The following is a 20890-nucleotide window of genomic DNA, read 5'->3' as shown; positions in this document are numbered from 1 at the left end:
TATATTATAGGAAGCTATATGTTAGTAAAGGGAGTATGTGTTGATATCCCTATTCTACAATACTGACCTTAGATAATCTGTCAGTAAAGATAAATTCCATCAGACTGATATACAGCCTGACGGAATTTATCTCTAACTATTTAATATAATTCATCTCGTAAGCTGCTATTGTTCCTGACATCTCGTGACTCGCTAAAAGCACTGGCTTGTTTACTGGTGACTGTTCTTTAGGAATAAATGTCAATCCTTCGGGTGAAATATCTTTGTTATCAGCAGCTTTAAAATATGTCTCAAACTGAGGTTTTACTGGATTATCAATATTATAGACCATAATTCCGCCTGTACGTTCCAAACCGATAAATGCATATTGATGACTGCCGATTTTTCCGACTGTTACTGATTCTGGCTCAGGTCCTTTATCATCACTTCTTGAATCGAATTCAATCTTACCTGGAGTTTCCTGGTTACCGTTAAATACATTCGGCCATGCTTTTGCTGTAATAGTCTCAAAATCGTCTCCGCTGTCATAGACACGTTTCATAGAAGCCGCTTCAATAACCGAGAACGAACGTCCTCCAAATGTTACCACTGCATTATACTTACCGTCTTTACCAGTTAAAGGATTGTACATTGATGTTTTCAAGCGTCCTAATGCCTTCTTATCCGTCAGAATCTTTGAATCGAAACCTTTAAAATAGCTGGAAGACGTATTATACTGCTCAGCGATGTCTTCTACACGTGTTTCTTCGCTGAATCCTGCATAATCCTGTGTATCTCCTTCATTGGCTGTTAACAGATAAGTTTTACCCTTATAATCAACGTGACTAATACCGTCCGGTTGTAACATTCCATATACTGGATAGTTCTTCATGCTGATCTTATTATCTTTGTCTGATGCATCTAGCCTGGCTTGAGAACGATAACTCTTATATCCTAACCCTTTAACTGAAACAATAGCTTTCGTATGAAGATCGACCTTAGCAATAACATTTCTTTCCTGGATCGATACATAGGCAAATTCGTTCTTTTTATCAATAGTGATATACTCAGGCTCAAGATTACGGAAGCTTTCTTCAGCAGTTCTGCCTAATGTTCTTATATTCGATGGTATCATTTTAGAATTAAAGTAACGTGTTGCTACATGTTTCTGCTTAATGATGCCTGATTTATTGGTCTTGATAATAGAAACTGAACCTTCAGGATTGACAGTATAGTCATCATTCGGTTCACCTTCATTAGCAACTACCAGCTGTCTGCCGTTGCTTGAAAATGTCAGCATATCAGGTAATGCTCCGACCTCTACTTCGCTTAAAAGCTCACCTTCCATAGACATGAAAACCACATGACCATTATCAGTCTTGTTAGCCGCTGGAATACTGACAGCAATGTATTTGTGCTTCGGATGTACCGCAACGCTAGTAATATCAGATCCTTCAACCTTCAAATCCTTCAATAGCACACGTTTATACAGTGAAAATTTACCAGACTTTAATTGAGATGCATCAAGAATATCAAGAGCGTTTAATGCACCATTGATTGAATAAGCCCGCTTATACTTTTTGTCGTATGCGACAATTTCTGTACCGCTTTCCCCGAATGTTGTCTGCGAATCATAGCGCGCCAGCTGAGAAACCTTCAAGTGACTGTTAGAACCGTAAGATGATACTGAGGCCGCTTCCGCTACAGGAGATAATAGAACCGCTGACATAGACGCTGCTATTGCAAGTTTGACTGCTTTATTCATAACATTATCCTCCAAGATTGTGATAATTCTATTGTAGTAATTCCATGTAAATTCTGAATAAACATTGTAAACATTGAGTAAACAATCAGTTGCAGTATGATAAATTTTTAAACGCAAAAAAGAACGCCTATTACAGCGTCCTCTCAAACAAATTAGCGAACATCATTAGAATCATTGAAACGTTCTCTATTCTGTCTATCTTCAAATTCCTGTCTTTCATTGTTAGCGCGTCGTTCTCTATTCTTTCTATCGCGGCTATCTTTAGTCACATACCAGAAAATCGCACTTAAAATAAGTGAGATGACAGTAAGAAAAACTGCATAACCTAATAATGCCGGATATTTAATATCAAAGAAGTTCGGTAAAATAAACGCACATACCGCTGAAATTAAAAAAGTTAAGACAGGTGCCAGAATAAACTTATTCATAAAAAGACCGAATATCAAAGACAAAATCAGCATGCCGATAATACTTATCAGTAGAAAATTAGGTATTTGAGTATAGCTGATATCTCCTAATATAAACATCATAGTAACCTCCTCCCCAATCATTTTAATAACATTTTTATTTTACCCTATTCTTACTATATAAACATCATACTATAATTTTGAGATAATTCAGAGGGTTCAGTAAATTACAAGTGCTTTATCGGAAACCGAACGGTATAATTAAACTATAGAGAGGAGAGTTATAATATGAGTTTACCATTAAGAAAAGATGTAAAAATTGAAGAAACATGGGATTTAAGTCCCCTTTTCAACAGGGATGATGAGTTTTATGACAGCTTGACTCAGACTATTGAAGCAGTCAGAGCGTTTAATGCGGACTACCAGGGGAAGCTAACAGATGCGGCACTAATTGAACAGATGCTGGATGCGCTCGCTGAAATTGAAATTGATTTAGACCGACTTGGCAACTATGCCTCACTAAGCTTAAGTACAGATCAGTCTAATCCTGCTGCTCAGAAACTTTACAGCAAGTTTGATTCTTCATTCGGTGAAATTGCAAGTCTATTATCGTTCGTTGATTCTGAACTGCTGCAGCTGGACGATTCATTGCTTCAAGAAGTGAAGGATTCCACTGCCGAATATCAAAGATATATAGAGAAAGTGCTGAAGAAAAAGCCTTATCAGCTGCACCCTGAAGTAGAAAAAACATTAGCAGCTTTCTCTTCTACATTTAATGCACCAGCTAATTTATACGATACAACAAAGCTGCTTGACATCGACATCGGAACGTTTGAAGCAGATGGCAGGGAGATCCCACTTAGCTATGTATCCTTTGAAGGTGAACTTGAAGTGGATTCCAATACTGAAGTGAGAAGAAACGCCTTCAGAAAGTTCTCAGATACATTAAAAAAATACGAGAATACAACTGCTAAGACGTATGATATGGCAATTCAGCAGGAGAAGACAGAGTCAAAGCTGCGTGGTTTTGAGTCTGTGATTGATTTCCTACTGGAAAGACAGGAAGTGTCACGTGATCTATACAACCGCCAGATTGACCTGATCACTACTGAACTTGCGCCGCATATGCGCCGTTATGCCAAATTGCTGCAGCGGACAAACGGACTGGAAGAAATGAAGTTCGAAGACCTTAAGATCTCTCTTGATGAAAACTATGAACCGGAGATCACGGTCGAAGAATCACGAGATTATATCAGAAAAGGTCTTTCGGTTATGGGTGAAGACTATATGAATCTTGTAGAAGCGGCCTATGATAACCGATATATTGATTTCGCTCAGAACAAAGGGAAGTCAACAGGTGCATTCTGCGCTAGCCCTTATGCGACAAATCCTTTTATTCTAATCTCATGGACTTCAAAGATGACAGAAGTCTTCGTTCTGGCTCATGAACTCGGTCATGCAGGGCACTTCAACCTGGCTAACAAATATCAGAACGTCTTTGATGCCGAAAGTTCCATGTACTTTGTAGAAGCTCCAAGTACAGCTAATGAAATGCTGATGGCCAACTATTTATTGAGTGAATCGAACGACCCTGAATTTAAACGGTGGGTCATCTCAACCATCATCTCAAGAACGTACTATCATAACTTTGTCACTCACCTGCTGGAAGCAGCTTATCAGCGTGAAGTCTATAACCGTGTTGATAATGGTGAGAACATGACAGCCCCTGTCTTAAATGAGATCAAGAAGGACGTTATCTCTAAATTCTGGGGAGATACTGTTGAGATTACAGAAGGCGCAGAACTGACATGGATGAGACAGCCGCATTACTATATGGGACTCTATCCATATACCTATTCAGCAGGATTGACTATTTCAACATTAATGGCGAAGCGCATCCTGGAAGAAGGAGAACCTGCTGTTAAAGAATGGATAGAAGTGCTTAAAGCAGGCGGCAGTAAACCACCAGTAGAACTCGCACAGATGGTCGGTATTGACTTGTCCACTGATCAGCCATTGAAAGAAACCATCGCCTATATCGGTTCCTTAGTCGACGAGCTGGAAAAACTGACTGACGAGATAGACGCTGCAAAATAAATAAGAGTATTCACGACATATCACATAAAAAAGAACCCAAAAAGTTAACCTTTTTGGGTTCTCTACATAAAAACAAGGAGATTGATTGATGAATTATAATGCCAATTATATCATCATCTTATTGACTCAAGTTTTAACAAACCTTGCTTTTTCTTTTTATACTATAAGCGTTACTTACTATGTTTATACACATACACATTCAGTGTTTTATTCCAGTTTAATTACTTTTTTAAGCCTGTTTTTCAGAATGATAGCTGGTTTAACGATTACAGTTGTCACATCATTTATAAAGAAGAAACTCCTATTAGTTTTCAATACAGCTGTTCAGATTTCACTGCTGATCATTATATATTTTTTGATCAATAATGATAAACTTATAGCACTGTATATTGTGATATCACTTCTCTCCTATACGGCAGGAATATTCACTCCGATAAAAACTTTACTGTTAAAACAAGTACTAACTAAAAATGAATTGACTAAAGGGATTTCAATAATCAGCAGTATTGATCAAACATTATCGTTAGCAGGCTGGGTCATCAGTGGCTGGTTAGTAGTCATGATAGGTCAAAGTAATATCATCTTATTAGCTGCCTGTTTACTGCTACTCACCTTTTTTATTGTATTAAAACTGTCAGTAGATGAGGATAAGGAAAAAATAGAAAGTAAAAATCCATTTAAAACGATGTCTACTTCCTTTAGACAGTTAGTAAGTCACCAGCATATTTTTATTCTGATCATTATAGAATGTATAGAAGTTTTCATCGGATCTATATGGATTGGCTCCATTACATTAGATTTTGTTAGAAGCTATTTAGAAGTGAGTCCTAAATGGTGGGGATATATTAATGCTGCTTATTACATCGGAAGTATAATTGGCTCAATGCTAGTGATAAAGTTTAATAAGCTATTAAATATTAACCCTTTAAAAACAATTCTTATAAGCATGACTATATATGGTGTGTTACTCATTATCTATGGCAACAATCAAATGGCATTGATTTCATTGATTTTAGTAGTTATTATGGGTCCAGTCATGCAATCAAAAGACCTTGTGCAAGAAAGCTATCTTATAAATGTAATTCCTGAACAAGAACTATTGAAGTTTTCTGGTCTTAAAAATTCAATGATACAAATATGCTTTATGTTATCCATTCTAATCATAGGTTTCTTAAGTGATATCATTCCAATCAACTATATATACATCATCTCTGGTGTAGTAACTTTATCTATCGTTTTATATTTCAAAAGATATGTTTCCAAGTATTGACTATATAAGTATAACTATTAGAATAAGCTGTGAAGCAGAGATAAAAGCACTGTGAATGACAGCTTATTCTATTGATAAAAATTTATTATAAGGATTTTTGCCTAAAAACAATTTTCCAGAATAATTTTATATAAATACTTATAATATATAAACTTATATTATAAGTATTTTTACTAGTAATTACAGAGGACACCATTGAAAAATTACACTGGATAAACACCATGTTTTTTCTTATTAGTCAGCTGAAACTTATTTTCAAGAGAGGCATACTGGTTAATTAGTGTTTCCCTTAAATGATCGGGATCCACAATATCATCGATGACCATCTCACTTGCCAATCTGTAAATATCGATGTCATCTTTATACTCATCTTGTTTCTGCTTTATATAAGCTGCACGTTCTTCTTCAGGTAGTTCAGCAATTTTATTAGCATAGACCGCATTGACAGCGGCTTCTGGTCCCATGACTGCGATGGATGCTGTCGGTAAAGCGATGCTGTAATCCGGCTCGAAAGCTGGTCCGGCCATCGCATAGAGTCCGGCACCATATGCTTTTCTAATGACAACAGATATTTTTGGTACAGAGGCACTACTCATCGCAAACAGCATTTTAGCGCCATGTCTAATGATACCTGCACGTTCAACTTGCGTGCCGATCATAAATCCTGGAATATCCATCAGGAATAATAACGGAATATTGAACGCATCGCACAAGTTGATGAACTTCGCCGCTTTATCTGCAGAATCAGGGAACAATACCCCACCTTTCATACGCGGTTGATTAGCAATGATACCGACCGCTTTTCCATCTATTCTTGCCAGCCCAGTAATCAATTCACGGGCGAACAGCTTCTTAATTTCAAGGAATGAACCTTCATCGATTAACTGATTGATCACATCCATCATATTCAACGGTGCATTTTGATTCTCAGGAATCAACGAGGATAATGTCTTCTCTGTTACTTTAATATCTTTAGTTTCAATATTGACCGGTCGTTCATTGTAATTCTGCGGAAAGTAGACCATATAGTCTCTTGCAAACTTCAATGCCTCTTCTTCTGACTTAACAAGCACATCTCCACAGCCCGATACGGAGCAGTGCATCTTAGCGCCTCCCATTTCCTCGAGTGTCACTTTCTCACCTATGACCTTCTCTGCCATACGCGGAGATCCTAAGTACATTGATGCATTTCCTTCCACCATGACGACCACATCACAGAACGCTGGGATATAAGCGCCTCCAGCAGCAGACGGTCCAAACAATAGACAAAGCTGAGGTACTTTCCCGCTCATTTCAATCTGATTATAGAAGATCCTTCCTGCTCCTCTACGACCTGGGAACATCTCAATCTGATCCGTGATTCTCGCACCTGCTGAATCTACAAGATAAATCATCGGGATATTGAGTTTCATTGCCTTTTCCTGAATACGAATCATCTTCTCTACGGTGCGCTTTCCCCACGATCCAGCCTTGATTGTTGAATCATTCGCGAGAAATGCAACAGATCGGCCATGTATTTTTCCTATTCCCGTCACCACACCATCTGCCGGCAGATCTTCCGCCATATGATTGGCAAAACGGGCATCTTCTATAAAGTCTGCATCATCAAACAACAGTTCAAGACGCTTTCTGACGAATAGTTTTCCTTTTGTGCTGTTAGCCGCATGGTATTTTTCCTTACCACCTGTATGAATCTTCTCAATTCTTTCGTTAAGTTCCACGATATCCCTACTTCCCCTTATAGTTTGGTTTCCGTTTCTCTTTGAATGCCTGCAATCCTTCTACACGATCTTCAGAGTTCAGTACGATATCATAGCATTCACGCTCATATTTCAAGCCCTCTTCAATCGATAGATCCGTCGCTCGGTTCACAGCCATCTTCGCAGCTTTTAAAGCAAGCGGTGCGTTCTTTGCGATACGTTCAGCAAGCATCAAAGCCGCTTCTATGACATCTTCTGATACTTCCTCAAGTATACCTGCGTCAAGTGCTGCACTTGCTGAGATCGGTTCGGCTGTCAGAATCATCCTTTTCGATTGTGAGGGACCAATCAGTCTTGTTAACCGCTGTGTCCCCCCGGCTCCAGGTATAATACCAAGTGACGTTTCAGTGAGTCCAATTTTTGCTTCCGGCACTGCCACTCTGAAATCACAGGCTAGAGCTAGTTCAAGGCCGCCTCCGTATGCAGCTCCGTTCATCGCTGCAATCGTCACATAAGGAAGGTCTTCAATCCATTTAATTTTAGCGCCGATGTTCAAACTTGTCTGATTGGCTTCTTCCGGTGACATTCCGAGACGTTCCTTGAGATCAGCTCCTGCACAGAATACATTGCCGGCTCCTGTGATGATCAGCACACGGGTTGTTAAATTCCGGACTACTTCCTGTAATTCAGCGAGAAGTTCTCTATTCAGCGCATTTTTGCTGTCAGGTCGGTTTAATGTCAAGATAGCAATATGATCCGAATGCTGTGTCAACTCAATATATTTCATCATTGACCTCCTCTATATTTTCTCAGCTGATGACTTAATCGATTGAAGTTCAGTTCGTTTGAAATAAAGTCAGACGTCGCGAGCAGACGTTCCATATGGATTCCGGTAGTAATATTAAGCTGCTCCATCATATAGACGACATCTTCTGTCGCGACATTACCCGATGCACCTTCCGCGTACGGACAGCCCCCTAAACCTCCGACTGACGTATCAAACACTGAAATCCCATGCTGCAGACTGACATAGATATTTGAAAGCGCCAGCCCGTTAGTGTCATGAAAATGCATCGCAAGCTTATCTTTGTCAAAATGTTTAAGAAGATCGCTGAGCACTGCATCGACTTGTGCTGGATTGGCCATGCCTGTCGTATCACCGAGTGAGATTTCGTACACACCGAGAGCAAAGAGCGCTGTCATCAGTTGTTTGACATGATCAATACTGACTATGTCTCCGAACGGCGATCCGAAGACCATGGATATGTACGCACGAACTTGGTAATGACCGTTACTTTTATTAATGACTTGTTCGATGTCAGCCATCGCTTCCTGCACTGATTTGTTCAAATTCTTTTTGTTATGAACTTCAGAAGCAGAAATGAATACTGCAATTTCCTGCAGGCTGGTTTTTTCTACTCGTTCGATCCCCTTTAGATTCGGTACTAATGCACTATAGCGCGCTTTGCCCGGTAGATGTTTGAGCAGTTCGTCGGCATCGCTCAGCTGCGGAATCCATTTCGGATGTACAAAAGAAGTGGCTTCTATATAAGATAGGCCACTTGCTTCTAACATCTCGATTAATTTCAGTTTGACTTCCATAGGTACCGTCTGTGATTCATTCTGGAGGCCGTCCCGAGGACCGACTTCCTTTATGAGCACTTGAGATGGCATCATAAGAATCCCCCTTATTCAATAATCGCGACGATATCCCCTTCATTGACGAAGTCACCTTCAGCGACTTTAATTTCTTTTATCGTTCCCGCGTCTTCTGCCATAATCGGTATTTCCATTTTCATCGATTCGAGAATCATGATATCCTCGTCCATCTCTACAGATTCACCGACTGCTTTAACTATTTTCCACACACTACCTGACATTGAAGCTAATACTTCCATTAATATCATCCTTTACACATTATTGCGTCTGCACGCTTAAATTAATTATGAATTAATTCACTTTTGCTGACCAGTCTTTTTCACTGCGATTTCTTCTTCAACAAAATTCGTTGTATACTTTCCAGAACGGAAGACTGCGTTTGTAAGACAGTCAATCAGCATCGTACGGTTCGTCTTGATACCTTCCAGCTCAAGCTGTTCGAGATAATCGACCAATGACTGTATGGAAGCGTCTCGTGTATCTTGATGACAGATGATCTTCGCTATCATCGGATCATAGAACGGTGTAATCTTAATGGGTCCGTCGATGGCTGCATCAAGTCTGATAGCTCCTTCAGGCCACTTCAAATGCGTGATTTCACCAGGTGAAGGAAAGAATGTCTTCGGGTCTTCTGCATACAGTCTGAGCTCAATAGAATGACCTCTCTGCTTGACATCTTCCTGCTTGATTTCAAGCGGCTCGTCATTTGCAATCTTCAACTGCCAGTAAACAAGATCGACTCCTGTAGTTTCCTCAGTGACTGGATGTTCCACTTGAAGGCGGGTATTCATTTCAAGGAAGTAGAAATTTTCATCTTTATCAACTAGAAATTCGACTGTCCCAGCATTATAGTACCCAATCGCTTCAGCAATCTTAACCGCTGTCGCACCCATCTTCTCACGCGTTTCCTGAGTTAGGTTGGCGCTTGGTGATTCCTCGATGACTTTTTGATGCCGGCGCTGTACTGAGCACTCTCGTTCATAAAGATGAATGGTATTTCCGTGTTTATCTGCAAGCACTTGTATTTCAATATGACGGGGCTGCTCGATGAACTTCTCAATGAACATTGCTCCATTGCCGAAGAAATTCTCTGCTCGCCGCTGATTGCTCTCAAATGCCTTTTCAAGTTTTGACGGGTCATCAATGCGCTGCATGCCAATGCCTCCGCCTCCAGCACTTGCTTTCAGCATGATAGGATATCCGATTTCTTCTGCAAATTGTTTAGCAGCTGCTGCATCAGCTATATTATTGTTTCCTGGAACTAAAGGTATATGGTGCTTAGCCATCAGTTCACGCGAAGCAATTTTGTCACCCATCTGCTCGATTGCTTCAGGACTTGGTCCAATGAAAGTAATCCCATGATCGCGGCATTCATTGACAAATGCGATGTTTTCACTCAACAGACCATATCCTGGATGTATCGCATCTACTTCATGCTTTTTAGCGGCTGCAATGACCTTATCAATATTCAAGTAGCTGTCTTTCACCTGATCTTTACCGATCAGTTCTGCTACATCTGCTTCTCTGACAAATGGCATGTCCTGATCTGCTTCTGTGTATATAGCGACTGTTCTGATGTTCTGTTCTTTACATCCTCTGATAATTCTTCTGGCGATTTCTCCGCGGTTAGCAATTAATACACTTTTGAACACATTATTCCTCCTCTTTATATATGGCTTCCTGCGCAAGTTCTCTTAATTTAAACTTTTGTATTTTACCTGAAGCTGTCATCGGATATTCACTGACGAACTTGATATATCTAGGTATTTTGTAATGGGCAATCTTACCTTGATAATAATCTTTTACATCATCAACGGACAGTTCGTGATTATCCTTTAAGATGATGTAGGCAACTAGTTCCTCGCCATACTTCTCATCCGGCACGCCGACAACCTGTGCATCTTGAATCGACGGATGCTCGTAAAGATATTCTTCAATTTCACGTGGATATATGTTTTCTCCTCCGCGGATGACCATATCTTTGATTCGTCCTGTTATGGAGAAGTAACCTTTGTCATCCATCACTGCAATATCGCCTGTATGAAGCCAGCCGTCATTATCCACAGCAGAAGCAGTAGCTTCGGGGTTCTTATAGTAACCCTTCATAACGAGATAGCCACGAGTCACCAGTTCACCTGGTGTATTAGGAGGTACTTCCTCTCCTGTCTCAGGATTAATGACTTTTGCCTCTACATTTGGATGAACTTTCCCGACAGAAGATACTTTCAGTTCAATGGGATCATCTGTTGTAGTCTGGGTGATGACGGGTGATGACTCTGTCTGGCCATAGCAGATAGTAATTTCATTCGCTCCCATCTCTGAGACGACTTTCTTCATTACTTCGATCGGACAGATGGAACCTGCCATGATACCTGTTCTAAGTGACTGTGTATTGAAGTTCTTAAAGTTAGGAGAGTTCAGTTCAGCGATAAACATGGTCGGTACGCCAAGCAGACTCGTACATCGATAATCCTGTACAGCCTGAAGTACGGTATCCGGTTTAAAGCTTTCTATCAGGACCATCGTTGCGCCGTGATTGACTGCTGCAAGGATCCCTAGTACGCAGCCGAAGCAGTGGAAAAAGGGAACCGGAATACAGACGACATCGGCAGGGGAATAATTCATCCGACCGCCAATGATATTGCCGTTATTGACGATATTGTAATGAGTCAGCATGACCCCTTTCGGAAAACCGGTTGTGCCGGACGTATACTGGATATTAATGACGTCATTGAAATCAAGTGACTTCACTCTTATCTGAAAATCTTCGTCTGAAATATCATCGCTTTTATCAAGCAGTCCGTTCCAGCTGACGAAGCGGCTATCCGTAAAGTCACGCATTGAGACGACAGTCTTTAGTCGCGGCAGAACAGCTGAATTAATGCTATGACCATTACCATCCACAAGTTCAGGAATCAGCTCACACACAATATTCTTATAATTAGTCCGTGACACATGTTCTGTCAGAATCAGCATCTTAGCATCGGATTGACTGAGAATATATTCAAGTTCAGACTTCTGATAACTTGTATTGATTGTCACTAGTACTGCACCGATTTTTGCCAGGGCAAACATCAGCTGCAGCCATTCTTCCTTGTTATCGCTCCATGCTGCTACGTGATCGCCTTTATTTATTCCATAAGCCATCAGTGCTTTAGCGAGTGTATCTGTTTCGTCATCAAAATCTTTATAGGATTTAGTGACACTTCGTTCAGGATAAATATAGGCAGTATGATCGGGATTCAACTGTGCCTTTTCGTTCAGCAGCTGACCGATTGTTTGTTCCTTTAATCCCATCTCCATCTGTCGTTCCCCCTAATTCAACACTTGTCTAGAAATGACCATACGCTGGATTTCTGACGTTCCTTCTCCGATTTCAAGAAGTTTCGCATCTCTTAAGTAGCGCTCAACTTCATACTCACGCATATAACCGTAGCCGCCATGGATTTGAATCGCCTGATTAGCTGTACGGAATGCTGTTTCAGAAGCATACAGTTTCGCCATTGCCGCTTCTTTTGTGAACGGCTTGCCATTATCTTTCAGCCAAGCTGCCTTGTGAACCATTGTCCGTGCGAGTTCTACTTCGAGCGCCATATCAGCAAGCTTGAATTGAATCGCCTGGAAGTTAGAGATGGATTGCCCGAACTGTTTCCGTTCTTTTGAATAGTTCACTGCTTTTTCAAGAGCACCTTGAGCAATACCGACAGCAAGCGCGCCAATCGAAATACGCCCGCCGTCCAGCGTTTTTAAAAATTGCTTGAATCCCGCTTCAGGATCTCCTAACAGATTTCCAGTCGGTACTGTGACATCTTCATAGACAATCTCACACGTATTAGATCCACGCACACCCATCTTCTCGTACGGCGACGTAATCTTAAGTCCCGCTGAATCAGTAGGTACCAGTACAGCAGAAATAATGTTCTTTCCATCAGCACGCTTACCTGTGACAGCTGTAGTTGTGATGACATTGGCATACTGAGCGTTAGTAATCCAGCACTTCTCCCCGTTGATGACGAAATTTCCATCTACTTCTTTAGCGGTTGTCCGAGTACCACCAGCATCACTACCTGCATTCGGTTCTGTCAGACCGAATGATCCGAAGGCCTTCCCTTCAATGATCGGCACGAGAAACTCCTGCTTCTGTTCCTCAGTGCCGAACTGATAGATAGGTGTCGCACCAAGACTGACATTAGCGGCATAGCTTAAACCCGTACCGCCGCACACTCGCCCTATTTCTTCTACAGCGAGGCAGTAGCTGAGCGTCCCACCGTCAGATCCACCATATTCTTCAGAAAACGGAATACCGAACAGTCCAAGTTCCCCCATCTGCTTGAAAATTTCAACATCCATCTTGGCTGTCTCATCGATTTCAATAGCGCGCGGACGGATCACCTCTTCTGCAAAATCCCTTGTCATTTTTTTAATCATCTGCTGTTCTTTTGATAATTCAAAATTCATTTCATGCACCCCTTAAATGATTTTATATATTAAAAACCGACCATTTGGTCTTTAATGTCAAAAGTAAAAACTTTAAGAATGACTTCTTAAAGCATTGAATACAAAAGTCTTCATTTCCCTGGCGATGTCATCCAGTGTCATTTTACCGTCCGGTTTGTACCAAGTGTACATCCAGTTGACCATGCCGAGAATTGACATCGTAATTACGGTCGGATGAATATCACTGGTAAACGAACCATCTTGCTGTCCTTTGATGATAATTGCTTCGATGGCAGATTTAAACTTTCGTCTGGAAGCAACAATCTCTGCCTTGTATTCATCAGCAAGATATTTGTTTTCATCATTAAACACGGTGATATGAGCTTTATAACGATCATAGACGAATATAAAATGCGTCAAAATATAGTCCAGATTGTCAGCCGGTGATAGTTCTTTCTTTTCAAGTTCATCCACCAATCGGTTCACATGGTTGATAAAGCTTTCATGAATACGGTATAAAAGCTCATCCTTCGATTTGAAATGGTGATAAAAACCGCCTTTAGAAGAACTACTATGGGTAACAATGCTATTGACCGTTGTGTTTTTAAAGCCGTTCTCCTCAAATAAAACTAATGCTGACTGAATCAGCCTGCTCTGCAGATCATCGTGCACTTGCAACACCTCATCATGTTTATAAATTTACTATATCAAAGAAATTAGAAAATTCAAACAAAAATTGAATAGACATTCATTTTTTTGTAATCGATTACAACATAAAGAAAGAACCATCGATTGATGATTCTTTCTCAATTATAGCTTTATTATTTTATCCTGTTCAATATTAATTTTCTTTTCTTTATAAAGTTTGCCTAGTGCACGTTTAAAGCTGCCTTTACTCATCTTAAAAACTTCACGTATCGCTTCCGGATCTGATTTATCTGAAAACGGCAGTTCTCCGTTATATTCTTCAAGCATGCTCATAATCATTTCGCTGTCATCATCCATCCGGACATGGGCAAGTGGCAGAAATGAGCCGTTAAGCTCACCGTTTTCTTTATGCCCGATAATTCGTACAGATACTTTTTCACCAAGTCTTGGCTCTTCTCTACGTTCAGACTCATGTACGAATATTTTGTAACCTTCTTTTGACAGCAGGAATGTCCCGATGCGTAGAAGTCGATATGGATATGCTTCAATCGTCGTATGCAGCACTGATTCCTCAGCTGGCGTATAGAGACTTGTGACAACTGTCTCACTTGCAAGACGCGCATAAATCTGGTCATTCTTATCAACTCGCAATGTACAGAACAGCTCATCCCCATTCTCCGGCCAGACCTCCTTTAATTTAGGCAGATCTTCCCAAGGGATAATGATTTCTCTAGGCAGACCTGTATCAACCGTCACGCCGTCCCTGTCTTTCTTAATTACTTTTACCCAGTCATATTTATTGGTCGAGATGACCGGCATATTCTGCGTTGCAAATAAATCTCCTGTTCGACCTGGATAGACAAAGAAACTATAATCCTCTCCTATTTCCAGCTCATCATTATCTTCAAGCTCTGATGCATTTAATTTTACGGTTTCGTTATTTGGTCCAGCAAGCTTATAAGTAGATCCTTCAAGTCCGATTACTTTTAAAAAGTCGATACTGCCGGACAGGCGTTTTTCATTATTTTCCATACTAACTCCTTTGTTCTTTTAGTCATATTATAACATCTCAAAATAATTAAAGTATAAGCGTATGATGAAATATGTTATAATTTTGAGCGGAAAACAAATATTAAGGAGAATGTTATGTTACAAGTATCTAATGTCAGCCTACGCTTCGGTGACCGTAAATTGTTTGAAGACGTTAATATTAAATTCACTCCTGGCAACTGCTATGGTCTAATTGGTGCCAATGGTGCCGGGAAATCAACTTTCCTTAAAATCCTCTCTGGTGAACTTGACTCACAGACAGGTCACGTTTCTCTTGGCAAAGATGAACGACTTTCAGTATTAAAGCAGGACCACTTTGCGCATGAAGATGATCGTGTGCTTGACGTAGTTCTTCGCGGTAACGAAAAGTTATGGTCTGTCATGAAAGAAAAAGACGAAATTTACATGAAGCCAGACTTTAATGATGAAGACGGCATGCGTGCCGCTGAACTTGAAGGTGAGTTCGGAGAAATGGGCGGCTGGACTGCTGAAAGTGATGCGCAAGTATTATTGTCAGGACTCGGCATTAAAGATGAGTTTCACGATAAAACAATGTCAGAGCTTGAAAATAACCAAAAAATCAAAGTTTTACTTGCTCAAGCATTGTTCGGTGAGCCTGATGTGCTACTGCTGGATGAGCCGACAAACGGTCTTGACATCCCGGCCATCAGCTGGCTGGAAGATTTCTTGATCAACTTCGAGAACACAGTCATCGTTGTATCCCATGACCGTCACTTCTTAAACAATGTATGTACCCATATCGCTGACCTTGACTATGGCAAGATTAAAATCTATGTCGGAAACTATGATTTCTGGTATCAGTCCAGTCAATTAGCACAGCAGATGCTGCAGGACTCCAACAAGAAGAAAGAAGAAAAAATTAAAGAGCTTCAAGACTTCGTTGCCCGCTTCTCAGCGAACGCTTCTAAATCCAAACAAGCGACAAGCCGTAAAAAAATGCTGGAAAAAATCGAACTTGACGACATTCAGCCGTCTTCACGTAAATATCCATTTGTTAATTTTAAACCTGAACGTGAAATCGGTAATGAATTACTACAAGTCGAAGGTTTGTCAAAAACTATCGATGGTGTAAAAGTTCTTGATAACTTATCCTTCACTATGAACCCAAATGATAAAGCAGTTTTAGTCGGTGATTCTGAAATCGCTAAAACGACCCTGCTTAAAATTCTTGCAGGCGAAATGGAACCTGACGAAGGCAGCTATAAATGGGGCGTTACAACGTCACAATCCTACTTACCGAAAGATAACTCAGAATTTTTCGAAGGACAGAACATTGATTTAGTCGAATGGTTACGTCAATATGCCCCACCAGAAGAACAGACTGAAACATTCCTGCGTGGTTTCCTCGGTCGTATGCTGTTCTCTGGCGAAGAAGTCCGCAAAAAAGCGAAAGTTTTATCTGGTGGCGAGAAAGTCCGTTGTATGCTGAGTAAAATGATGCTGTCATCTGCCAATGTGCTGCTGCTTGATGAACCGACAAACCATCTGGACTTAGAAAGTATTACAGCAGTCAATGATGGCTTGAAGGCATTCAAAGGATCCATCATTTTCACTTCTTACGACTTTGAGTTCATCAATACAATCGCAAACCGAGTTATTGATTTAAACGTATCAGGTGCTTTATCTAAAGAAATTACTTATGAAGAGTACTTAAAAGAACAAGGTGTATTGAAATAGCATGCATTGGATTTTATGAATTTTAGTTCGACCTTTATATTGTCAAATAATTATAAATTTACTATACAAATTTATACAAGTTATGTATAATAAAAACCATCAATTGAATAGTTAGAGATGAGGCGCGTCAATCAAGAGTAAGTAAGGTGAGAATCTGCAAATACTTTACTGAAAGGGTGAGATGCCGAAATCGGATAAATTGTTGCAGCAGTTATCTGGTTGGATTCACAGGTTAAGAGCTAGGAATCTGTCATTATTTGATAATAATGGAGTGCATCACTTGTAAATAGATTAAACAAGTCCGCACGCGGACTTGTTTTTTTGTTTATTGATGCCATAGGAGGCAGGCTTGTGGTTATAAAAAAAAGTGTATTAAAATTCGGCGGTACATCTGTCGCTGATTTCGAGAAAATTAAAAATATCGGAAGTTATCTCAAAAGTCGGATTGATCATGAGGAACAGCTTGTCGTTGTCGTATCAGCAATGGGAAAGACAACTGATGCGCTGATAGAGAATGTAGGCAGACTATCCTCTAATCCGAATGAAGAAAATCTTGCCCTACTGCTGACAACTGGTGAACAACAGACCATTTCTTACCTTGCTATTGTCCTGCATGAACTAGGTGTCAGAGTAAAAGCATTGACCGGCTTCCAGGCAGGTATTAAGACGATGGGCCACCATATGAAAAGTAAAATCCAGAATATAGAGGCTGATATACTGAATAAAAACTTTGAAGTCAATGATGTTCTTGTAGTTGCCGGCTTTCAAGGGATGAACGAAGATGGCGAAATCACGACGCTTGGTCGAGGCGGCAGTGATACTACTGCTGTCGCAATTGCTTCAGCGCTCGATGCTCCTTGTGAAATCTATACCGATGTTGCGGGCGTCTATAGTACAGACCCTAGAGTTTATCCTGATGCTAAACGTCTCGATATAGTAAGTTATGAGGAAATGATGGAAATGAGTGCACTTGGCGCTGGAGTACTTGAAACGAGAAGTGTTGAAATTGCGAAGAACTATAATATTCCGATTTATCTTGGAAAAACCTTATCAGACGAGGAAGGAACATGGATTATGCCTAAAGAAGATATACTTGAGAAAAAAGCAGTGACCGGTGTTGCACTCGATAAAGATATGAATTACGTGACACTTAGTTATCCGATGTATGATAAACATTTATTAGAGCATTTATTTTTACTGCTTGAACAAGGTGAAATCAATGTCGATATGATTTCTCAGATTGTGAATAGTGATGGACTCCAGATGTCATTTACGATGAAAGATACTGACGTCAACCAGATCGATGAAATCTTTGGTGCTTTAATTAGTCAGTTCCCGTCACTTGTTTTTAATATAGAAGAAAATTATGTGAAAGTATCAGTGATCGGTTCAGGAATGAGAGATATGTCCGGTGTCGCTTCAAAAGTTTTTATGACTCTACTGGGCAATGGCATCAACTTCTATCAAGTCACCACTTCAGAAATCAGCATTTCTTATGTAGTCAATGAAGAAAATGGTCAGCTAGCCGTTGAAGAACTATGCAAAGTCTTTAATCTTTAGGAGGAAAAAATATGTATAAATTAGCAGTAGTCGGAGCAACCGGTCTTGTAGGTTCTAAAATGCTTGAAGTGCTAGACAGAAAAAATATTCCCTTTAGTAATCTGACATTATTCTCTTCAAAGAAATCAGCTGGTACTGAAGTACAGTTTAAAGGACAGACTTACGTTGTGAGAGAACTGACTGAAGAGGCAGCGCAAGAGCCATTTGATTATGTACTGATGAGTGCAGGCGGCGGAACTTCACTTCAATTCTCTCCTCTATTCGAACAAAGCGGTGCCATCGTCATCGATAATTCCAGCGCATTCAGAATGGATGACGATATTGACCTGATTGTCCCTGAAGTGAATTCACCTAAGTTAAATCGTCAAATTATCGCTAACCCGAACTGTTCAACCATTCAGTCGGTCGTCCCTTTAAAACCGCTGGCAGATCGCTTCGGTCTGGAGCGAGTGAGTTATACAACATACCAGGCTGTGTCAGGATCCGGTATCGCAGGAAAAAATGACTTGTCAAACGGAGAACAAGGACTTGCACCTACGAACTATCCACACCCTATCTATAACAATGCGCTGCCACATATTGATGTCTTCCAGGAAAATGGCTATACAAAAGAAGAACAGAAGATGATTGATGAGACCAAAAAAATTCTTGAAATACCTGATTTAAAAGTTACTGCTACATGTGTTCGTGTACCTGTGCAGGACAGTCATAGTGTCGCAATTAATGTGACAGTAAAGACCCCTGCTACTGTTGAGGAAATTAGAGAAGTCCTTGCAGATGCTGAGGGCATTGTACTCATAGATGATGTAACAAATAACCAGTATCCGATGGCTGTCAATTCTACCGGTAAAGATGAAGTATTTGTGGGTCGTATTCGAACGGATGACTCTCTGCCGAATTCTTTTCATCTATGGTGTACTGCTGATAACTTACTTAAAGGTGCTGCATTAAACGCAGTGCAGATTCTTGAACAACTTCATCAAACAAGGAGTGAATCACATGTCTAAACTCTTCCAAGGAACAGGCGTTGCCATTACAACCCCATTTAATAACGGAACCGTTGATTACGAAACGTTTGAACGACATATTGAATTTCTATTAAACAATCAGGTTAAATCACTGTTTATCAACGGGACGACTGGAGAAGGTTCTACTTTAACAAAGGAAGAACAAATAAAATTAGTTGAAACAGCGGTCAATGTCACTAATAAGCGTGTTCCAGTCTATGTCGGATCTGGTACCAATGATACTGCAGCTTCCATCCAGCATTCTTTAAATGTCAAAGCGGCCGGAGCAGACGGAATTATGCTCATTACACCTTATTACAACAAAACAAACCAGCGTGGATTAATCGCTCATTTTACTGCGATTGCCAATGCAGTAGAATTACCGGTTATTTTATATAATGTCCCTTCACGTACGAACATGACTATTGAACCAGAGACAGTGAAACAATTAGCGGAAAATCCGTATATTGTGGCATTGAAAGATGCGACAGGAGATATGAAGTATGTTGAAACAGTCAAAAGTCTCGTTCCTGAGCATTTTGCCTTATATAGTGGCAATGATGATTCCTTCATAGAATTTTTAAACCGCGGCGGTGATGGAATCATTTCAGTTGCTGCCAATGCGATCCCGTACGAATTTCAGGAAATCTATGATGCTTATCAAAAAAATCCGGATCAGGCAGGAGATTTATTTGCAGAAATCAGCCCATTGATTGAAGCATTGAATATCGATATTAATCCAATGCCAATTAAAGCACTTGTCACCTATTTAGGCTATGCAGATGGCAGCTTGAGATTACCCCTTGTTGCGCTACCTCCTCATGAAACAAAAGCAATCATTCATGTGTATCAGCAGATTAAGGACGGAATTCTATGAAAATTCTACTCGCTGGCTATGGTGCTACAAACGCTCGTGTTGCAAAGCTTGCCGAAGAACGCGGTCACTCTATTTCAGGTATTTTAGTCGGTCGTGAAGGCAAAGATTATCCTTATCCAAGTTTCATGGTTGATCATGACTGGCCAGAAGCGGATGTCATCATCGATTTTTCTCATCCTGAATTATCACTGCCAGTTATTAAAAGAACGCAGCTGCCTTTAGTAATGGCAACAACCGGACAGAAAGAAGAAATAATCCAGACCTTAAACGTCAGAGCGTCTGAACTTCCGGTCTTCTTCAGTGCTAACATGAGTTACGGGGTCCATATATTAACAGAAATTATTAAATATAGTGTTCCACTGCTTCATAACTTTGATATAGAGCTGACCGAAAAACATCATCGCAAAAAAGTTGATGCGCCTAGCGGTACGCTCGTCAAACTTTACGATGCAATTAAAGAACAGCGAAATAAAATCCATCCTGTATACAACCGGTCAGATCAACATGCTGCAAGAACAGATGACGAAGTCGGCATCAGCGTAATCCGTGGCGGCACTATCGTCGGTGAGCATGAAGTGCTGTTTGCCGGGCACGATGAGACGATACAGATTATCCACCGGGCACAGAGCAAAGATATATTCGCAAATGGCAGTATTGATGTTGCTGAACAATTGATCAGTAAAAATCCAGGTTTTTACACATTTGATACATTATAAAATGAAAAGAGGAATTATTC

18 protein-coding genes and 1 riboswitch are annotated in these 20890 nt (G+C 40.3%); of the genes, 7 read left to right on the top strand and 11 right to left on the bottom strand.

Translation table 11 applies throughout. The features are described from left to right. Window positions 1–136: 136 nt before the first annotated feature. On the bottom strand, window positions 137–1744 hold the full coding sequence (locus ERX29_RS01465; RefSeq protein WP_133442901.1) for a choice-of-anchor I family protein: 1608 nt from the start codon (window positions 1742–1744) through the stop codon (window positions 137–139). 152 nt (window positions 1745–1896) lie between these two features. Further along, on the bottom strand, window positions 1897–2274 hold the full coding sequence (locus ERX29_RS01460; RefSeq protein ID WP_133442900.1) for a hypothetical protein: 378 nt from the start codon (window positions 2272–2274) through the stop codon (window positions 1897–1899). A gap of 165 nt (window positions 2275–2439) precedes the next feature. Here ERX29_RS01460 and pepF point away from each other — a divergent pair, with 165 nt between their 5' ends. Further along, complete coding sequence (pepF, locus tag ERX29_RS01455) at window positions 2440–4248, top strand: oligoendopeptidase F (protein WP_133442898.1); 1809 nt, start codon at window positions 2440–2442, stop codon at window positions 4246–4248. An 88-nt stretch (window positions 4249–4336) separates the two neighbouring features. Next, window positions 4337–5518: an MFS transporter gene (locus ERX29_RS01450; RefSeq protein WP_133442897.1), complete on the top strand. Its 1182-nt coding sequence runs from the start codon at window positions 4337–4339 to the stop codon at window positions 5516–5518. A 203-nt stretch (window positions 5519–5721) separates the two neighbouring features. On the opposite strand, the gene ERX29_RS01445 is transcribed toward ERX29_RS01450, so the two are convergent. The 9 genes from ERX29_RS01445 to ERX29_RS01405 all read right to left on the bottom strand — a co-directional run bounded on the left by ERX29_RS01445 (window position 5722) and on the right by ERX29_RS01405 (window position 14994). Beyond that, complete coding sequence (locus tag ERX29_RS01445) at window positions 5722–7260, bottom strand: acyl-CoA carboxylase subunit beta (RefSeq protein WP_133442895.1); 1539 nt, start codon at window positions 7258–7260, stop codon at window positions 5722–5724. After that, entirely contained in the window at window positions 7247–8005 is a 759-nt protein-coding gene (locus ERX29_RS01440) for an enoyl-CoA hydratase-related protein (protein WP_341777590.1), read from the bottom strand. The genes ERX29_RS01445 and ERX29_RS01440 overlap by 14 nt, the downstream gene beginning before the upstream one ends. Continuing rightward, the gene (locus ERX29_RS01435) at window positions 8005–8895 is read right to left on the bottom strand and encodes a hydroxymethylglutaryl-CoA lyase (protein WP_133442893.1); all 891 of its coding nucleotides are present in this window, start codon (window positions 8893–8895) and stop codon (window positions 8005–8007) included. The genes ERX29_RS01440 and ERX29_RS01435 overlap by 1 nt, the downstream gene beginning before the upstream one ends. Before the next feature lie 11 nt (window positions 8896–8906). Next, window positions 8907–9116 carry an acetyl-CoA carboxylase biotin carboxyl carrier protein subunit gene (locus tag ERX29_RS01430; RefSeq protein ID WP_133442892.1) on the bottom strand — a complete coding sequence of 70 codons (210 nt, stop codon included), beginning with the start codon at window positions 9114–9116 and terminating at the stop codon, window positions 8907–8909. A gap of 57 nt (window positions 9117–9173) precedes the next feature. Further along, window positions 9174–10529 (bottom strand): acetyl-CoA carboxylase biotin carboxylase subunit, encoded by a 1356-nt coding sequence (locus ERX29_RS01425; protein ID WP_133442891.1) that lies wholly within the window; start codon window positions 10527–10529, stop codon window positions 9174–9176. Between the two features lies 1 nt (window position 10530). Then, the gene (locus ERX29_RS01420) at window positions 10531–12174 is read right to left on the bottom strand and encodes an AMP-binding protein (RefSeq protein ID WP_133442923.1); all 1644 of its coding nucleotides are present in this window, start codon (window positions 12172–12174) and stop codon (window positions 10531–10533) included. An 18-nt stretch (window positions 12175–12192) separates the two neighbouring features. Next, the gene (locus ERX29_RS01415) at window positions 12193–13335 is read right to left on the bottom strand and encodes an acyl-CoA dehydrogenase family protein (RefSeq protein WP_133442890.1); all 1143 of its coding nucleotides are present in this window, start codon (window positions 13333–13335) and stop codon (window positions 12193–12195) included. Window positions 13336–13407: 72 nt separating this feature from the next. After that, on the bottom strand, window positions 13408–13986 hold the full coding sequence (locus ERX29_RS01410; protein ID WP_165981021.1) for a TetR/AcrR family transcriptional regulator: 579 nt from the start codon (window positions 13984–13986) through the stop codon (window positions 13408–13410). A gap of 138 nt (window positions 13987–14124) precedes the next feature. After that, window positions 14125–14994: a CvfB family protein gene (locus ERX29_RS01405; protein WP_133442888.1), complete on the bottom strand. Its 870-nt coding sequence runs from the start codon at window positions 14992–14994 to the stop codon at window positions 14125–14127. A 114-nt stretch (window positions 14995–15108) separates the two neighbouring features. On the opposite strand from ERX29_RS01405, the gene ERX29_RS01400 reads away from it, so the two are divergent. The 5 genes from ERX29_RS01400 (at window position 15109) to dapB (ending at window position 20870) form a co-directional block, all read left to right on the top strand. Then, window positions 15109–16710, top strand: coding sequence for an ABC-F family ATP-binding cassette domain-containing protein (locus ERX29_RS01400; protein WP_133442887.1), 1602 nt, complete (start codon window positions 15109–15111; stop codon window positions 16708–16710). A gap of 109 nt (window positions 16711–16819) precedes the next feature. Next, window positions 16820–16995, top strand: a riboswitch (Lysine riboswitch). Window positions 16996–17067: 72 nt separating this feature from the next. Beyond that, window positions 17068–18270, top strand: a complete 1203-nt coding sequence (locus ERX29_RS01395) for an aspartate kinase (RefSeq protein WP_133442922.1) — start codon at window positions 17068–17070, stop codon at window positions 18268–18270. An 11-nt stretch (window positions 18271–18281) separates the two neighbouring features. Further along, window positions 18282–19277, top strand: coding sequence for an aspartate-semialdehyde dehydrogenase (locus tag ERX29_RS01390; RefSeq protein WP_133442886.1), 996 nt, complete (start codon window positions 18282–18284; stop codon window positions 19275–19277). Next, window positions 19270–20154, top strand: coding sequence for a 4-hydroxy-tetrahydrodipicolinate synthase (gene dapA / locus ERX29_RS01385; protein WP_133442885.1), 885 nt, complete (start codon window positions 19270–19272; stop codon window positions 20152–20154). The genes ERX29_RS01390 and dapA overlap by 8 nt, the downstream gene beginning before the upstream one ends. Then, window positions 20151–20870 carry a 4-hydroxy-tetrahydrodipicolinate reductase gene (gene dapB, locus ERX29_RS01380; RefSeq protein ID WP_133442883.1) on the top strand — a complete coding sequence of 240 codons (720 nt, stop codon included), beginning with the start codon at window positions 20151–20153 and terminating at the stop codon, window positions 20868–20870. The genes dapA and dapB overlap by 4 nt, the downstream gene beginning before the upstream one ends. The last annotated feature ends 20 nt before the right edge of the window (window positions 20871–20890 follow it).

Origin of the sequence: Macrococcus lamae, assembly GCF_004359545.1 — a bacterium.
In the GTDB taxonomy this organism is placed as follows: domain Bacteria; phylum Bacillota; class Bacilli; order Staphylococcales; family Staphylococcaceae; genus Macrococcus; species Macrococcus lamae.
Note: the sequence above shows the minus strand (reverse complement) of the source record. Positions and strands in the feature narration are given on the sequence as shown.

Excerpts from the sequence above, each read along its gene's own strand:
- ERX29_RS01465 (WP_133442901.1), bottom strand. The coding sequence starts at position 1,744 with ATGAATAAAGCAGTCAAACTTGCAATAGCAGCGTCTATGTCAGCGGTT.
- ERX29_RS01460 (WP_133442900.1), bottom strand. The coding sequence starts at position 2,274 with ATGATGTTTATATTAGGAGATATCAGCTATACTCAAATACCTAATTTT.
- pepF (WP_133442898.1), top strand. The coding sequence starts at position 2,440 with ATGAGTTTACCATTAAGAAAAGATGTAAAAATTGAAGAAACATGGGAT.
- ERX29_RS01450 (WP_133442897.1), top strand. The coding sequence starts at position 4,337 with ATGAATTATAATGCCAATTATATCATCATCTTATTGACTCAAGTTTTA.
- ERX29_RS01440 (WP_341777590.1), bottom strand. The coding sequence starts at position 8,005 with ATGAAATATATTGAGTTGACACAGCATTCGGATCATATTGCTATCTTG.
- ERX29_RS01435 (WP_133442893.1), bottom strand. The coding sequence starts at position 8,895 with ATGATGCCATCTCAAGTGCTCATAAAGGAAGTCGGTCCTCGGGACGGC.
- ERX29_RS01430 (WP_133442892.1), bottom strand. The coding sequence starts at position 9,116 with ATGGAAGTATTAGCTTCAATGTCAGGTAGTGTGTGGAAAATAGTTAAA.
- ERX29_RS01420 (WP_133442923.1), bottom strand. The coding sequence starts at position 12,174 with ATGGGATTAAAGGAACAAACAATCGGTCAGCTGCTGAACGAAAAGGCA.
- ERX29_RS01415 (WP_133442890.1), bottom strand. The coding sequence starts at position 13,335 with ATGAATTTTGAATTATCAAAAGAACAGCAGATGATTAAAAAAATGACA.
- ERX29_RS01405 (WP_133442888.1), bottom strand. The coding sequence starts at position 14,994 with ATGGAAAATAATGAAAAACGCCTGTCCGGCAGTATCGACTTTTTAAAA.
- ERX29_RS01400 (WP_133442887.1), top strand. The coding sequence starts at position 15,109 with ATGTTACAAGTATCTAATGTCAGCCTACGCTTCGGTGACCGTAAATTG.
- ERX29_RS01390 (WP_133442886.1), top strand. The coding sequence starts at position 18,282 with ATGTATAAATTAGCAGTAGTCGGAGCAACCGGTCTTGTAGGTTCTAAA.
- dapA (WP_133442885.1), top strand. The coding sequence starts at position 19,270 with ATGTCTAAACTCTTCCAAGGAACAGGCGTTGCCATTACAACCCCATTT.
- dapB (WP_133442883.1), top strand. The coding sequence starts at position 20,151 with ATGAAAATTCTACTCGCTGGCTATGGTGCTACAAACGCTCGTGTTGCA.